13 protein-coding genes are annotated in these 13,244 nt (G+C 61.7%); 6 read left to right on the top strand and 7 right to left on the bottom strand.

Annotation, left to right across the window (positions count from 1 at the left end; genetic code table 11):
• The first annotated feature begins 136 nt into the window (after positions 1-136).
• Entirely contained in the window at positions 137-748 is a 612-nt protein-coding gene (locus tag V8J81_RS04985) for a TetR family transcriptional regulator C-terminal domain-containing protein (protein WP_368474644.1), read from the top strand.
• A 32-nt stretch (positions 749-780) separates the two neighbouring features.
• On the opposite strand, the gene preA is transcribed toward V8J81_RS04985, so the two are convergent.
• From preA to V8J81_RS04965, 4 genes are read right to left on the bottom strand one after another with little or no spacing between them, the layout of a single operon-like run.
• Positions 781-2,085: an NAD-dependent dihydropyrimidine dehydrogenase subunit PreA gene (gene preA / locus V8J81_RS04980; protein WP_368474643.1), complete on the bottom strand. Its 1,305-nt coding sequence runs from the start codon at positions 2,083-2,085 to the stop codon at positions 781-783.
• A 25-nt stretch (positions 2,086-2,110) separates the two neighbouring features.
• Positions 2,111-2,455 (bottom strand): hypothetical protein, encoded by a 345-nt coding sequence (locus V8J81_RS04975; protein ID WP_368474642.1) that lies wholly within the window; start codon positions 2,453-2,455, stop codon positions 2,111-2,113.
• A 23-nt stretch (positions 2,456-2,478) separates the two neighbouring features.
• Positions 2,479-3,813: an NAD(P)-dependent oxidoreductase gene (locus tag V8J81_RS04970; protein ID WP_368474641.1), complete on the bottom strand. Its 1,335-nt coding sequence runs from the start codon at positions 3,811-3,813 to the stop codon at positions 2,479-2,481.
• Entirely contained in the window at positions 3,810-4,094 is a 285-nt protein-coding gene (locus V8J81_RS04965; protein WP_368474640.1) for a hypothetical protein, read from the bottom strand. Before V8J81_RS04965 ends, V8J81_RS04970 begins: the two co-directional genes overlap by 4 nt.
• Between V8J81_RS04965 and accB the strand changes: the two genes are divergently transcribed.
• The 3 genes from accB to aat all read left to right on the top strand — a co-directional run bounded on the left by accB (position 4,093) and on the right by aat (position 6,913).
• A complete protein-coding gene (gene accB / locus V8J81_RS04960; RefSeq protein ID WP_368474639.1) occupies positions 4,093-4,593 on the top strand; it encodes an acetyl-CoA carboxylase biotin carboxyl carrier protein in 501 nt (166 codons plus the stop codon). The genes V8J81_RS04965 and accB overlap by 2 nt on opposite strands.
• Positions 4,594-4,611: 18 nt before the next feature.
• Positions 4,612-5,958, top strand: a complete 1,347-nt coding sequence (gene accC, locus V8J81_RS04955; protein WP_368474638.1) for an acetyl-CoA carboxylase biotin carboxylase subunit — start codon at positions 4,612-4,614, stop codon at positions 5,956-5,958.
• Between the two features lie 316 nt (positions 5,959-6,274).
• The gene (aat, locus tag V8J81_RS04950; protein WP_368474637.1) at positions 6,275-6,913 is read left to right on the top strand and encodes a leucyl/phenylalanyl-tRNA--protein transferase; all 639 of its coding nucleotides are present in this window, start codon (positions 6,275-6,277) and stop codon (positions 6,911-6,913) included.
• A 4-nt stretch (positions 6,914-6,917) separates the two neighbouring features.
• Here the strand turns inward: aat and V8J81_RS04945 are convergent, their stop codons facing one another.
• From V8J81_RS04945 to V8J81_RS04935, 3 genes are all read right to left on the bottom strand, one after another.
• On the bottom strand, positions 6,918-7,490 hold the full coding sequence (locus V8J81_RS04945) for a DUF2155 domain-containing protein (RefSeq protein ID WP_368474636.1): 573 nt from the start codon (positions 7,488-7,490) through the stop codon (positions 6,918-6,920).
• Complete coding sequence (gene mlaD / locus V8J81_RS04940) at positions 7,490-7,945, bottom strand: outer membrane lipid asymmetry maintenance protein MlaD (RefSeq protein ID WP_368474635.1); 456 nt, start codon at positions 7,943-7,945, stop codon at positions 7,490-7,492. The genes V8J81_RS04945 and mlaD overlap by 1 nt, the downstream gene beginning before the upstream one ends.
• Before the next feature lie 69 nt (positions 7,946-8,014).
• The gene (locus V8J81_RS04935; protein WP_439649868.1) at positions 8,015-8,407 is read right to left on the bottom strand and encodes an NADH:ubiquinone oxidoreductase subunit NDUFA12; all 393 of its coding nucleotides are present in this window, start codon (positions 8,405-8,407) and stop codon (positions 8,015-8,017) included.
• Positions 8,408-8,680: 273 nt separating this feature from the next.
• On the opposite strand from V8J81_RS04935, the gene V8J81_RS04930 reads away from it, so the two are divergent.
• Complete coding sequence (locus V8J81_RS04930) at positions 8,681-9,973, top strand: O-acetylhomoserine aminocarboxypropyltransferase/cysteine synthase family protein (protein ID WP_368474634.1); 1,293 nt, start codon at positions 8,681-8,683, stop codon at positions 9,971-9,973.
• A gap of 237 nt (positions 9,974-10,210) precedes the next feature.
• Complete coding sequence (locus V8J81_RS04925; protein WP_368474633.1) at positions 10,211-13,228, top strand: hypothetical protein; 3,018 nt, start codon at positions 10,211-10,213, stop codon at positions 13,226-13,228.
• The last annotated feature ends 16 nt before the right edge of the window (positions 13,229-13,244 follow it).

Genomic DNA, 13,244 nt, shown 5'->3' with positions numbered 1-13,244 from the left:
AAGGGCCAGTCAACGAAAACGATTGGCACATGCTCCTATATGGAAGCATCTCGGCCTGAAATTGCTCCCGTTTGGGAGGAGATGCTCCCAGATGGGAGGATTTGGCCCACACATTGGGCACGAAATGAATGGCCAGATGAGCGAACCAAAACCCCGCACCCGCATTCAAGAGAAAAACCGCGCCCGCGTGCTGGAAGCCGCTTTGGAGGTCTTCTCCAAACACGGATTTCGTGGCGCGACGCTTGATGAGATTGCGCAGGAGGCCGGGCTGTCTAAGCCCAATCTGCTCTACTATTTCGCTTCAAAGGACGAAATCCACGTCACCCTTCTGGAAGGGCTGGTGGACACTTGGCTCGACCCGTTGCGGGAGCTGAACGAAGACGGCGACCCGCAGCAGGAATTGCGCGCCTATGTTCGTCGCAAGCTCCAGATGAGCCGGGATTTCCCCAGAGAATCAAGGCTTTTTGCGCAGGAAATCGTGCAAGGCGCGCCCCGCATGAAGGATGGGCTGGCAACCGATCTGAAGGCACTTGTGGATGAGAAGGCCGTGGTCCTCCGGCGCTGGACGGCGGCGGGAAAGCTCGCGGATATCGACCCGCATCACCTGATCTTCTCGATCTGGTCGCTCACACAGCACTACGCCGATTTCGACGTTCAGGTCCGAGCTGTTCTGGGTGAAGGCCGCGATCCGATTGCAGAGGCTGAGGTCTTTCTCGACACGCTCTTCACGCGGCTACTCGCGCCCTAAGCAACTGAACAGAAACTATATTCCAACAACGCTCACTCCGCGGCCTTCACCGCGCCTGGGTTGTTTGGGTGCGTCGTCCAGTTTGCATAATCGGGCGAAATCACATTACCCGTGCGTTCATCCACAGCACCCGCCGCAAGCTCCTCCATCGTGATGCAGCCTTCCACCGGGCAGACGTTCACACACAGGTTGCAAGCCACGCATTCGGCGTCGATCACCTCGAACACGCGGTCTTCGCTCATGGAAATCGCCTGATGCGAGGTGTCTTCGCAGGCCGCGTAGCAGCGCCCGCACTTGATGCAATCGTCCTGAGAGATCCGCGCCTTGGTCACGTAATTCAGGTTCAGGTATTGCCAGTCGGTCACGTTCGGCACGGCTTTGCCGATGAGATCATCGAGGCTCATGCCCTTCTCATCGAGATACTGCGACAGGCCGGAAATCATCTCCGATACGATCTTGAAGCCGTAGGTCATTGCCGCCGTGCAGACCTGCACATTGCCCGCGCCAAGCGCCATGAATTCCGCCGCATCGCGCCAAGTGGTAACACCGCCAATGCCCGATATTGGCAGGCCGTGCGTCTCCCCATTACGGGCGATTTCCGACACCATCGACATCGCAATCGGCTTCACCGCCGGGCCACAATAGCCGCCGTGGCTGCCCTTGCCGTCAATCGAAGGCTCAGGCGACATCGTGTCGAGGTTTACGGAGGTGATCGAGTTGATTGTGTTGATCAAGCTAACCGCATCGGCCCCACCGCGCTTCGCGGCCTCAGCTGGCTTGCGAATGTCGGTGATGTTCGGCGTCAGCTTCACGATCACGGGCTTGGAGTAATATTGCTTGCACCAGCGCGTGACCATTTCGATGTATTCGGGCACCTGCCCCACCGCCGCGCCCATGCCGCGCTCGCTCATCCCGTGCGGGCAGCCGAAGTTCAGCTCGATCCCATCCGCGCCGGTATCTTCCACCAGCGGCAGGATGGCTTTCCACGCCTCCTCCTCACACGGCACCATGATTGACACGATCATCGCGCGGTCCGGGTAATCTGCTTTGACGCGCTTGATCTCTTCAAGATTCGTATAGAGGTCGCGGTCGGTGATGAGTTCAATGTTGTTGAGGCCCAACAGCCGCCGATCGGCCCCGTAAATCGCACCGTAACGGGGTCCGTTGACGTTCACGACCGGCAAGCCCTCGGCGCCAAGCGTCTTCCAAACAACGCCACCCCACCCGGCTTCAAATGCGCGGCGGACATTGTATTCCTTGTCCGTCGGCGGCGCCGATGCCAGCCAGAACGGATTGGGGGAGGAGATACCGAGGAAGTTTGAGGTCAGGTCAGCCATGGTCAGGGCTCCTTTCGGAAAAATCTCAACAAGGGAGGTAGGCGTGGTCGTCGCCATCTGGGTCTGTGCGCAGGTAAAGCGTGCCATCGGCGGCACCGGTCAGGCTGATCCAGGTCACGTCCTCAACCGGCACGCGCTGCACGATCAATTCACCTTCTTCATCACGACCCGCGAAGTAGATATTCTCGCACGAGACGGGCCCATCCCACGCATCGCCGTTGGCTGTGGTCAGCTCGACGGCAGTGTCCGCTGTGCAGTGTGTATGTTCATTGAACCAAACGGTTCCCGCATCAAAACTCAGCCGTTCCCCGCCATCCGTTGCACACCACCAGCCGTCCTGCGCCCAAGCCGGGCCAGCTGCGAGCAGCATGGAACATGCGAGGAGGGCTGGCTTCATCCGCTCAACCTCGCATGAATGTCTTCCGCCGCATCCCGGCCCTCGGCAACCGCCGTTACGGTCAGGTCTTCGCCGCCAGACGCGCAATCGCCCCCAGCCCAGACGCCCTCGACGCTGGTTTGACCCGCGCCGGTCACAGCGATCTTGCCGCCATCGAGCTTCAGGCCTTCCGGCGCGCCCTCTAGCGTCTGCCCGATGGCCTTGAGCACTTCATCGGCGGGGATGTCGAAGGTCTCGCCCGTGCCTTGCACAGACCGTCCCGCGACCTTCGTGTATTCACAGCGCAGGGCCGTCGCGGCCCCGTTCCCGAGCACCTCCAGCGGCATCGCATTGAAGATGAACCGTACGCCCTTGGAGGCTGCAAGGTCTTGCTCGTAAGCGCTGGCAGGCATCGCATCACGCCCACGCCGATAGAGCACTGTCACGTTCTCCGCCCCCAGCAGCTTCGATTGCACAGCGGCATCAATCGCCGTCATACCCCCGCCGATCACCACGACATTGCGGCCAACCGGCAGTGTCCCAAGATCGTCCGCCTGACGCAGGTCAGCGATGAATTTCACGGCATCCTGCACGCCGTCTCGGCCCTCGCCTTCGGCGCGCAGTGCATTCACCCCGCCAAGGCCCATGCCGAGGAAGACAGCGTCATACGTCTCTTGCAAAGCGCCCATCGTCACGTCGCCATTCAACGCGGTGCCGTATTTCATCTCGATGCCGCCGATTTTCAGCAGCCACTCCACCTCGGCTTGCGCGAAGTCATCGGTGCTTTTGTAGCTGGCGATCCCGTATTCATTCAGCCCGCCGGGTTTGGGCCGAGCGTCAAAGATCGTCACGTCATGGCCATGCATCGCCAAGCGGTGCGCGCAGGCGAGGCCCGCCGGCCCCGCACCAACCACCGCCACCTTGTTGCCCGTTGAAGCTGCGCGCTCGAACGGATGCACACCTTTGGCCATCACGGTGTCGGTCGCAAACCGCTGCAACCGCCCGATCTCCACCGGCTTGCCTTCTGCCGCCTCGCGCACGCAGGCTTCTTCGCACAGCGTTTCGGTCGGGCAAACGCGGGCGCACATGCCGCCCAGAATATTCTGGTGAAAGATCGTTTCCGCCGCCGCTTCGGGCGTGCCTGTGGCGATCTGGCGAATGAACAGGGGGATATCGATGTCAGTGGGGCAAGCCGTTATGCACGGCGCGTCGTGGCAGAAGTAGCAGCGGTCGGCGGCGACCAGCGCTTCGTGTCCGTCCAGTGGCGCGTGCAAGTCGGCAAAGTTCTCGGCCAAAGCCTCATCCGGCAAACGCGCCGATGCAATTCCAGGCGTGAACGGGCTGTTCGTCATGCGGCATATCCCTCGCTGATCGACTGGCTTGGTTGCAAATCAGGCTGGCACGACTTCGAAAATTTATCAAATGGTAAAAAATCAAATGCTGCGAGAGGCAGATTTTTTGCACGTGAAACGGCCCGCCGCCCTGTTTTTGTGCACTTTGCCCGTGCAATCGCCGCGCCCTGCTCCCACATCTTCCCGAACGCGGCGGCTTTTCCCCGCGTCAACCCTGCGCTATAGCGCGATGGACCAAGAGACCCGGAGACGGGCAGCAGGGCAACGGCGAGGAGCAACATGGCTGAGAAAACACGCGACGAAGATGTGGCCTTTATCAAGGCGTTGGCAGAGCTTCTGCGGGAAAATGACCTCACAGAACTGCATGTGAAACGTGAATACGCCGAATCCGATTGGCTGAACGTCCGCGTCGCCCGCCAGATGATGGCAGCACCCGTGGCCGCAACGGTCGCCGCAGCCCCCATGGCCGCCGCACCTGCCGCCGCCGCTGCACCCGCCGCAGCCGCCGCCGCCCCGGCAGAGGCGGCAGAAGATCCCGCTCAGGCCCCCGGCGCCGTGACGTCGCCGATGGTGGGTACAGTATATCTACAGGCTGAGCCCGGCTCCCCCGCCTTTGTCAGCGTCGGCGACAAGGTATCCGAGGGGCAAACTCTTCTGATCGTCGAGGCGATGAAGACGATGAACCAGATCCCCGCACCGCGCGGCGGAACGGTCAAACGCATTCTGGTCGAAGATGGTGCCCCGGTCGAATACGGCGCGCCCCTGATGATCATCGAATAAACCGGAAAGGGGCACCCCATGTTCCGCAAGATCCTGATCGCCAACCGGGGCGAGATTGCGCTTCGTGTCATCCGCGCCGCGCGCGAGATGGGTATTGAAACGGTCGCCGTGCATTCCACCGCTGACGCCGACGCGATGCATGTGCGCATGGCAGACGAGTCGGTCTGCATTGGCCCCGCCCCCGGGACCGACAGCTATCTTTCCATGTCCGCGATCCTGTCGGCCTGCGAAATCTCAGGCGCGGAGGCGATCCACCCGGGCTATGGCTTCTTGTCCGAAAATGCAGCCTTCGTGCAGGCGGTTGAAGACCACGGCATCAAGTTCATCGGCCCGTCTGCCGCGCATATCCGCATGATGGGCGACAAGATCACCGCCAAGGACACGATGATCAAACTGGGCGTGCCATGCGTGCCCGGCTCCGACGGCGGCGTGCCGGACCTTGAGGCGGCCTACAAGGTCGGCGATGAAGCCGGCTACCCGGTGATCGTGAAAGCCACCGCAGGCGGTGGTGGGCGCGGCATGAAATTGGCCAAGACCCGCGATGAGATGGAAATCGCCTTCCGCTCCGCCCGGTCCGAGGCCAAATCCGCCTTCGGCAATGATGAAGTCTATATCGAGAAGTACCTTGGCCGTCCCCGCCATATCGAAGTGCAGATTTTCGGTGATGGCAAAGGCAGTGCCGTGCATCTGGCCGAACGCGATTGCTCGCTCCAGCGCCGCCACCAGAAGGTGTTTGAAGAGGCGCCCGGCCCCGCCATCGACCCGGAGACGCGCGCTCGTATCGGCGAGACTTGCGCCAAGGCCGTGGCTGATCTGGGCTATGAAGGCGCAGGTACGATCGAGTTCCTCTATGAGGATGGCGAGTTCTACTTCATCGAGATGAACACCCGCCTTCAGGTGGAACACCCCGTGACCGAGGCGATCATGGGCGTGGACCTCGTGCGCGAGCAGATCCGTGTGGCCGCGGGTGAGCCGATGTCTTTCAAGCAGGAAGACTTGCAGGTTCAGGGTCACGCCATTGAGGTTCGCATCAACGCCGAGAAACTGCCGAATTTCGCGCCCTGCCCCGGCACCATCACGCAATATCATGCGCCGGGTGGCCTTGGTGTGCGGATGGATTCAGCGCTTTATGATGGGTACCGCATCCCGCCCTACTACGACTCACTGATTGCGAAGCTGATCGTCCACGGCCGCGATCGGCCCGAGGCGCTAGCGCGGCTGAACCGCGCGCTGGGTGAGTTGATTGTGGATGGTATCGACACAACCGTGCCGCTGTTCCATGAGCTTTTGCAGACCGATGCAGTGCAGACCGGTGATTACACAATTCACTGGCTGGAAGGTTGGTTGGAAGAGAATTTGAACTGAGCTGCTAAGCGAAACGGCGCTGCGGGGTGAGAACCCGCAACGCCGTTTCTGATGCAGCAGACAGCGTTCAAGCACGTGAACGCCTTGCTATGTGATTGAGGAGCAGACGGACATCGACCCACGGGTCAGATCGAAGCGGCCGTCGAGACCTCAATCTAAATCCTGCCGACGAATCTAGACAGGCGCTGGTAATTCCATGAGCCCAATACAACCATATACCCGTTAAGGGCCGGTAAACGCGTCGCAAAGACCGCTCTCGAACGCGTTCAGGCACAATTTTATGGGCCTTTTAACAAATGACGCCTACTTGTTGTGTATGGCGCATGACATGTACCCAGAGGATCGACCGCTCCTGACGCCGGAGTTGATGGTGCGCGCCTACGCCGCCGGTATCTTCCCTATGTCTGAGGGCAATGACGACCCAAATGTCTTTTGGGTCGATCCACAGCGCCGCGGTGTCTTTCCGCTTGATGCCTTCCACATCTCCCGATCGCTGCGCAAACGCATCAAACGCGGCGGCTACAAGGTTCATATCAATCGGGATTTTTCGGGCGTTGTCGACGGGTGCGCAGATCGCGACCCGACCTGGATTAACCATGATCTGATGGCCTGCTATCAGGTTCTGCACGCCCAGGGCCTCGCCCATTCCGTAGAGATCTGGGATGAACAGGGCCTTGCCGGTGGGGTGTTCGGCGTGGTGTTGGGTTCAGCCTTCTTCGGGGAAAGCATGTTCTCGCGGCGTACGGATGCGTCAAAACTGGCCCTCGGCCATCTGATCCACCGATTGCGCGCGGGGGGCTTTACGCTGTTCGACACGCAATTCGTGACAGATCATCTGATGTCACTTGGGGCTGTGGAGTTGCCGCGGACAGACTATCGCGCGGAACTCAGCCGTGCATTGCTGCTGCCAGCAGATTTTCATGCATTGCCGGAGGACGCGCCGCTGCAGCTTTGACGCCTCACGCGGTGCAGCGCAAAACCCATACGTCGTATCGCGAATGTTCCAACGCATTGAGCGCAGGGCTGGAGGCGATCATCCAGCCGTCGAACAGGGAATTCCCCTCCAGATCAAGCACTTCAAGATGTGCAAACGCATCACCGCCCGGATCACCGGCCGGATAGCGACATTCGACCGCCCGGATCGCGATGCGGCCAAACACAACCGTCTGGCCCATGGACAGCTCCACATCTGTGGGCTGCCCCAGCATCTTGTCGAGCGCGCGCAGGGTTACGATGGTGCCCTGCTCCGTTGCTGGCTGGCTGACAGACGTGACCGGGCCAGAAACGCCGGGAAAGCTCTCAAAGGTGCCTTGGGAGCCACCATCGCCTAGATTGAGCTGGATATCGCCTCCGCCTCCGTCAGGGACAAGGCCGCCATCCTCGGACAGCGTCAGGCCCGTGCCTTCTCCGTCACCAGTATCCAGTTGGAAATCCTCGAACGTGTTGTCGCCGTCGAAATTATCGAATTGCTGCGCGCCAATGGGCGCGGCGAGGGAGAGAAGGCACACTGAAAGCAAACCGGCACGCAGCATCAGCTGTCTCCACTTCCACCAAAGAACCGCAGCAGAAGCGTGATGAGGCTGACGGAGGATTGCGTATCGATGAACTCGCCCCCCTCCTCCATGTTGAAGGGGGATCCGCCGGGGATCACCTCAACGAAGGATCCGCCCAACAGCCCCTCAGACGCGATGGCGATTGCGCTGTCATCGGGCAGGACAATGCTGTCCGTTACACTGATGGTGGTCTCTGCCAGAAACGTGTCGGGATTCAGCTCCATGTCCGTCACGGTGCCGATCTGCACACCACCCAAGCGCACTTCGGTGCCAATACCGATCCCTTCGGCGGAGCGGAAATGCGCCTGAAGATCATACGAAGACCCGCTGGCAGCGCCGCCTGAACCGCTCGCGTAAAGGAAAAACCCAACTGCTGCGGCCAAAACGGCGCCGCCGGTTGCGATCTCGGTTATGGAATAGTCTGTGTCAGCCATGGAACGGGGATAGCCGTCGCGGAGGGCAAGGCCAAGGGGGAGGTTTCCCGCACCCTTTCCCCGGCACCTTTATTCCGGCGACCAGGCCTCATAATCGCGGCGCTCTTCCGGTTCGGCCCGGCGGATGGAGCCTGCGGGCGCATAAGCGGCGGTGGAGCCGGTCAGGTTCGGCAAGTGCGGCTTTTCCCACTCCTTGTGGACAAGTGGCGTGTCGGTGGGCGGCTCATCCCAAGTGTGGTGCAGCCACCCATGCCATTCGGCTTCCACGCGGGAAGCTTCGGCCTCACCATTGAAAATGACCCAGCGTTTGGTGTCATCGGCATTGCGGTAGAAGATATTGCCCTGCGCATCCTCACCCACACGCTCGCCATTGCGGGCGGTGAAAAGCTGCGTGCCGAGTGTCTGGCCATTCCACCAGGTAACGGCGCGTTTGAGGAAGTCGAGCATGGTCAGGCCTCGCATGGGTCGTTTGATTGGCGTTTTGCCCGTTTGGTGCGCGGGCGTCCAGTGCCAAGCCGTCGCGGCCTTTGTCAAAAGGAGCGGCTGCCGCCGCAGCCGATTTTCAAGATGGTGGGCGTTGCCCCAAACCCCAGATGTGTTTTTGAAAGCAGGAAGAACAGGTGTTTGGCAAAGCGACCGCGCTAAAGAACGCCCGGCCTTGCTTTCTGTGCGGTGATTGCAGCCCACAGGCACCCTGTTCTACAAGCGCGCCAACATTTGACGAGGGAGATACCCATGACCGACGGACCCAGCTACGGTTTCGACACGCTGCAAATCCACGCGGGCGCACGGCCTGACCCCGCCACCGGCGCGCGTCAGACGCCGATCTACCAAAGCACCGCCTACGTGTTCCGCGATGCCGAGCACGCAGCGGCTTTGTTCAACCTGCAGGAAGTCGGCTACATCTATTCGCGCCTGACCAACCCGACCGTCGCCGTTCTGCAAGAGCGTGTGGCGACGCTAGAAGGCGGCGTTGGTGCGGTCTGCTGCTCGTCGGGTCACGCAGCCCAGATCATGGCGCTCTTCCCGCTGATGAGCCCCGGCAAGAACGTTGTCGTCTCCACCCGCCTTTATGGTGGCACGGTCACGCAGTTCTCCCAGACCATCAAACGCTTCGGCTGGGAGGCGAAGTTCGTAGACATGGACGATCTGGATGCAGTGAAAGCCGCAATCGACGACAACACTCGCGCTGTCTTTGGTGAGGCCATCGCAAACCCCGGCGGCTATATCATGGACGTGCGCGCTGTGGCCGATGTGGCGGACGCTGCCGGCATTCCGCTGATCATCGACAACACCACCGCCACGCCATACTTGCACCGCCCCATTGAACATGGCGCGACGCTGGTGGTGCATTCGACCACCAAATACCTCACTGGCAACGGCACCGTCACCGGCGGTTGCGTGGTGGACTCGGGGAAATTTGATTGGTCGGCGTCCGACAAGTTCCCTTCGCTGTCGGCGCCTGAGCCTGCCTACCATGGCCTCAAGTTCCACGAGACGTTCGGCCCATTGGCCTACACGTTCCACGGCATTGCCATCGGCCTGCGCGATCTGGGCATGACGATGAACCCGCAAGCCGCCCATTACACGCTGATGGGGATCGAGACGCTGTCCTTGCGTATGGAGCGCCATGTCGAGAATGCGGTAAAGATCGCCAATTGGCTGGAGCAGGATGATCGTGTGGATTTCGTGACCTATGCGGGTCTGGAATCCTCCCCTTACTACGAACGCACTAAAACCGTTTGCCCCAAGGGCGCAGGCGCTTTGTTCACCTTCGCGGTGAAAGGCGGGTACGAGGCTTGCGTGAAACTGGTCGATTCGCTCGAAATCTTCAGCCATGTGGCCAATCTGGGCGACACGCGCTCGCTGATCATCCATTCGGCCTCCACCACACACCGCCAATTGACTCCGGAACAGCAAGAAGCCGCCGGTGCGGCCCCGAACGTGGTTCGGGTCTCGATCGGGACCGAAGATGCTGACGATCTGATCGCCGATCTCGACCGCGCACTCTCTGCGGCCACGGCGTAAGAAGAGAAAATTAACCAATTTCGCGTACGGTTGGGGCCGGACGCGGATACAAGCCTGAAGGGGGCGCGGTCTTCATCCGACTGCGCCCCCTTTTGCGAGGCGGGCAAAAGATTTACACTAAGACCGCCGATGGGGCTTACCCGGCCATGGAATGGTTTGCCCCGGACGCAAAGCGCTGTAAGAGGGGGCGATTGTTGCGGTTTCGCAACGCCCCTGTACGATTGACTGAGGTCTGACTTGACGGTGAATATCGCACTCTTCCTTTCGGCAGATGGCATAGCACTTGCCCATCGGCAGGCGGCTGGCCATTGGGCCATGATTGGTGAGACGCCACTGGCGGTTTCTGACCTTGGGGCGGCTCTGTCCAAATTGCGAGAAGAAGCCGTCGCGCGCGAAGGCGATAACTTCAAGACGCTTCTGGTCCTACCCGATGACCAAATGCTCTATACCTCGTTGACCGCGCCGACCTCGGACCCTGAATTGACCGCCTTCCGGATCGAAGAAGGTCTGGACGGGATGACACCCTATGCGGTGACCGAGCTCGAATACGACTGGCGGATGCTGGAAGAGGATCGCGTGAAGATTGCGGTCGTTGCCCGCGAAACGCTGGAAGAGGCCAAGGCCTTCGCCGCCCAGTACGGCTTTGACGGTGCCGGCTTTGCCGCCATGCCGCCGATGGAGCGGTTTCCTGGTGTACCGACCTTCGATGTTGAAGGCGATTCCGATCAGTTTGGTTTCAGTGCCGATGGCATTGCTTTCGGGCCAGATACACATGGTCAGCCAGAGCCTGAGCCTGAAGCGGAGCCTGAACCCGCTAACGAGGCCGAGGCTGCGCCCGAGACAGACGCAGAAGCCGAGGCCGCAACGGCTGCTGAAGCGGAGGCTGAGGCCGACCAACCGCGTGACGAACCGCTAGCAGCTCAGGACGCGGATGAAGAGCCCTCTGCCGCGACCGCGGAAGCTGCAACTGACGACCCCGCTGATGATGCGGTTCAGGCACGTGGCGTTGCCCCGGTGCCAGCCGAGGATCAAAACCCGGCACTGGCCGAAGCCCTCGCAATGACGTCGCAAGATGACCTCGCCGACATTCCTGCAATCGACGACATCAGCACACCGGTCCAACCGATCTCGGACGAGCCCGTAGAAGACGCGGCGAGTGGCGATGATCCGTTACCGCCAGCCCCTCCTCCCGCCGCGCGGGAGGCGCGCCAGCGGGCCCGGATCATCCGGGGCGAAGCGCCTACACCCGCGCTGGAAGCCCCAGCTGATGGTGAGCCGCAATTCTCCGCGCGCAGGGGCCGTGTCGCTGCGCCGGATACTCCCGCAGGGTCCCTGGTCGGACAGCGCAGCTCTCGCATAGGCTTGTCGCATCCAGAGGGCACGGGCAGCACGACTGACAACGCAAAAACGGCTGCCGAAGACGCCGCTCCGGCAAGTGACGCGCCGGCCGGGCCCAATGCCGGTATGCCGCGTTTGGCCGAGCAGTTGCAGCGCGTCCGCAATGCAAGCAAAGCCAAGCCCAAGGCGGGCGGCCCCGCGGCTCCTCAACCGCCGCGCCCACGGGTTGAGATTGAACCACGCCCACCTGAAGAACAGGACAGCGGGCCACAACTGCGTGCTTCCCCCTTTGACGGACCGCCACCGGGCCAATCCGATGAAATGCCATCCGGCGCCAAAAAAGGCCTATTGGGTGGAGCTTTGCGAGGACGCGGCGGGGCCGCGAAATCAACGGCAGGGCCTGCAGCAGCCGGTGGCGGGCTAGGTGGCCTTCTGCGGCGCGATAAGACGCCCGAACCCGAAACGGCAGTCGCCGCAGATGGCACAGCCGTGGCAGAGGATGAGAATTTTACTTCCGGCCTGTTGGCACGCAAATCGGTGCCGTCCTCCGGCCCATCCTTTAAGACAGGCCTGATCCTGACGGTTGTGCTTCTCTTGCTTCTCGCGCTGGTGGCAATCTGGTCTGCGGTTTTCCTGCCAAACAGTGCCGTCGCTCGCCTGTTTGGCTTTGGAGGCAACGAGCAAGTGGCCGGTGTAGAAACGGGAGACAACGCGCCAGATGTCTTCACGCAAGCGCCCACGATAGGCGGGACTACGACGCCAAGCCTGGAAGATGAGGCCGCCGCCGACGGGATCGACCTCGCCGCCCTTCCCGATGACTCCGGCACCCCGGAAGGTGTGCTCGCCCCAAACGTGGACGAAGGCGACCTGCCCGATATCGATGCAGAGTTGGATCTGCCGCCCCTGCCACCCATTGATCAAGGTCAGAACCCCAGCCTTGAAGAGGCAGAAGCGCTTTACGCGGAAGATGGCATTTGGGCACGCTCGCCCGAGCGGCCCGATCTACGCCCTTTCGATCTGCTGGACCGCATCTACACCGCGTCCATCGACCCGCAGATCGCGGCGCTGGATGCCGTCGCCCTGCCCGATCCCGGTGTGAACCCCGGCGAATTGCTGCGCCGCTTCCCGCCCCCGCCGCCCTTCGGTGTCGAATTTGACCTGACAGATCAGGGTCTCGTCGCGGCGACGCCTCAGGGGGTTGTGACGCCCGAAGGGGCTTTCGTTGTGTCTGGAACGCCCCCCGTCGCCGCCCGCCAGCGCCCCCGCGAGATTGAGGAGGAAACGCCCGCAATCGACGTGGACGATGCCGTTCTGGGCACATTTCGACCGACAGCGCGCCCTGCCAACCTGGCGGAGTTGCGCGAACGCGCTGTGCTTGGCGGCCTGACACAGAATGAATTGGGCGAGCGTCGCCCAACGGAGCGCCCGCAATCGCCACAGGAAGCGGCCGCGGCGGCCTCCCTGTTCCCCGCCGATGGTGGCGTCGCGGATGAGGATGTGGACGCCGCCGTCAGTGCAGCCATCGGCGGAACCGATCTGGCCGTGGCCCGCTCTCTTTTGCCGTCTACACGCCCTTCAAACATCTCGCAGATCGTGGCCAGCGCGGACCGGCGCCCAGTCGAACAGCCCACCGCCGTCGAAGTTGCCGCCGTCGCCCCAGGCCCTGACATTCCGTCGAACGCCGATGTCAGCCGCGCCGCGACCGAGCGAAACGCCATCCGCCTGCGGAACGTAAACCTGATCGGCGTGACCGGCACCAATTCTGATCGCCGCGCCCTTGTGCGCCTGTCCTCTGGCCGCTTTGTGCGCGTTGCTGTTGGCGACCGTCTCGATGGGGGCCGAGTGGCCGCAATCGGCGAGACAACGCTGCAATATGTCCGCAACGGACGCACCGTGACGCTGGAAATCCCGGGCTAACGAAAGCAGGGGGAAG

The sequence above is a fragment of the Gymnodinialimonas sp. 202GB13-11 genome, assembly GCF_040932485.1.
Classification (GTDB): domain Bacteria; phylum Pseudomonadota; class Alphaproteobacteria; order Rhodobacterales; family Rhodobacteraceae; genus Gymnodinialimonas; species Gymnodinialimonas hymeniacidonis.
Note: the sequence above shows the minus strand (reverse complement) of the source record. Positions and strands in the feature narration are given on the sequence as shown.

Excerpts from the sequence above, each read along its gene's own strand:
- V8J81_RS04975 (WP_368474642.1), bottom strand. The coding sequence starts at position 2,455 with ATGCTGCTCGCAGCTGGCCCGGCTTGGGCGCAGGACGGCTGGTGGTGT.
- preA (WP_368474643.1), bottom strand. The coding sequence starts at position 2,085 with ATGGCTGACCTGACCTCAAACTTCCTCGGTATCTCCTCCCCCAATCCG.
- V8J81_RS04965 (WP_368474640.1), bottom strand. The coding sequence starts at position 4,094 with ATGTTGCTCCTCGCCGTTGCCCTGCTGCCCGTCTCCGGGTCTCTTGGT.
- aat (WP_368474637.1), top strand. The coding sequence starts at position 6,275 with ATGGCGCATGACATGTACCCAGAGGATCGACCGCTCCTGACGCCGGAG.
- V8J81_RS04935 (WP_439649868.1), bottom strand. The coding sequence starts at position 8,407 with ATGCGAGGCCTGACCATGCTCGACTTCCTCAAACGCGCCGTTACCTGG.
- mlaD (WP_368474635.1), bottom strand. The coding sequence starts at position 7,945 with ATGGCTGACACAGACTATTCCATAACCGAGATCGCAACCGGCGGCGCC.
- V8J81_RS04970 (WP_368474641.1), bottom strand. The coding sequence starts at position 3,813 with ATGACGAACAGCCCGTTCACGCCTGGAATTGCATCGGCGCGTTTGCCG.
- accC (WP_368474638.1), top strand. The coding sequence starts at position 4,612 with ATGTTCCGCAAGATCCTGATCGCCAACCGGGGCGAGATTGCGCTTCGT.
- V8J81_RS04945 (WP_368474636.1), bottom strand. The coding sequence starts at position 7,490 with ATGCTGCGTGCCGGTTTGCTTTCAGTGTGCCTTCTCTCCCTCGCCGCG.
- V8J81_RS04985 (WP_368474644.1), top strand. The coding sequence starts at position 137 with ATGAGCGAACCAAAACCCCGCACCCGCATTCAAGAGAAAAACCGCGCC.
- V8J81_RS04930 (WP_368474634.1), top strand. The coding sequence starts at position 8,681 with ATGACCGACGGACCCAGCTACGGTTTCGACACGCTGCAAATCCACGCG.
- accB (WP_368474639.1), top strand. The coding sequence starts at position 4,093 with ATGGCTGAGAAAACACGCGACGAAGATGTGGCCTTTATCAAGGCGTTG.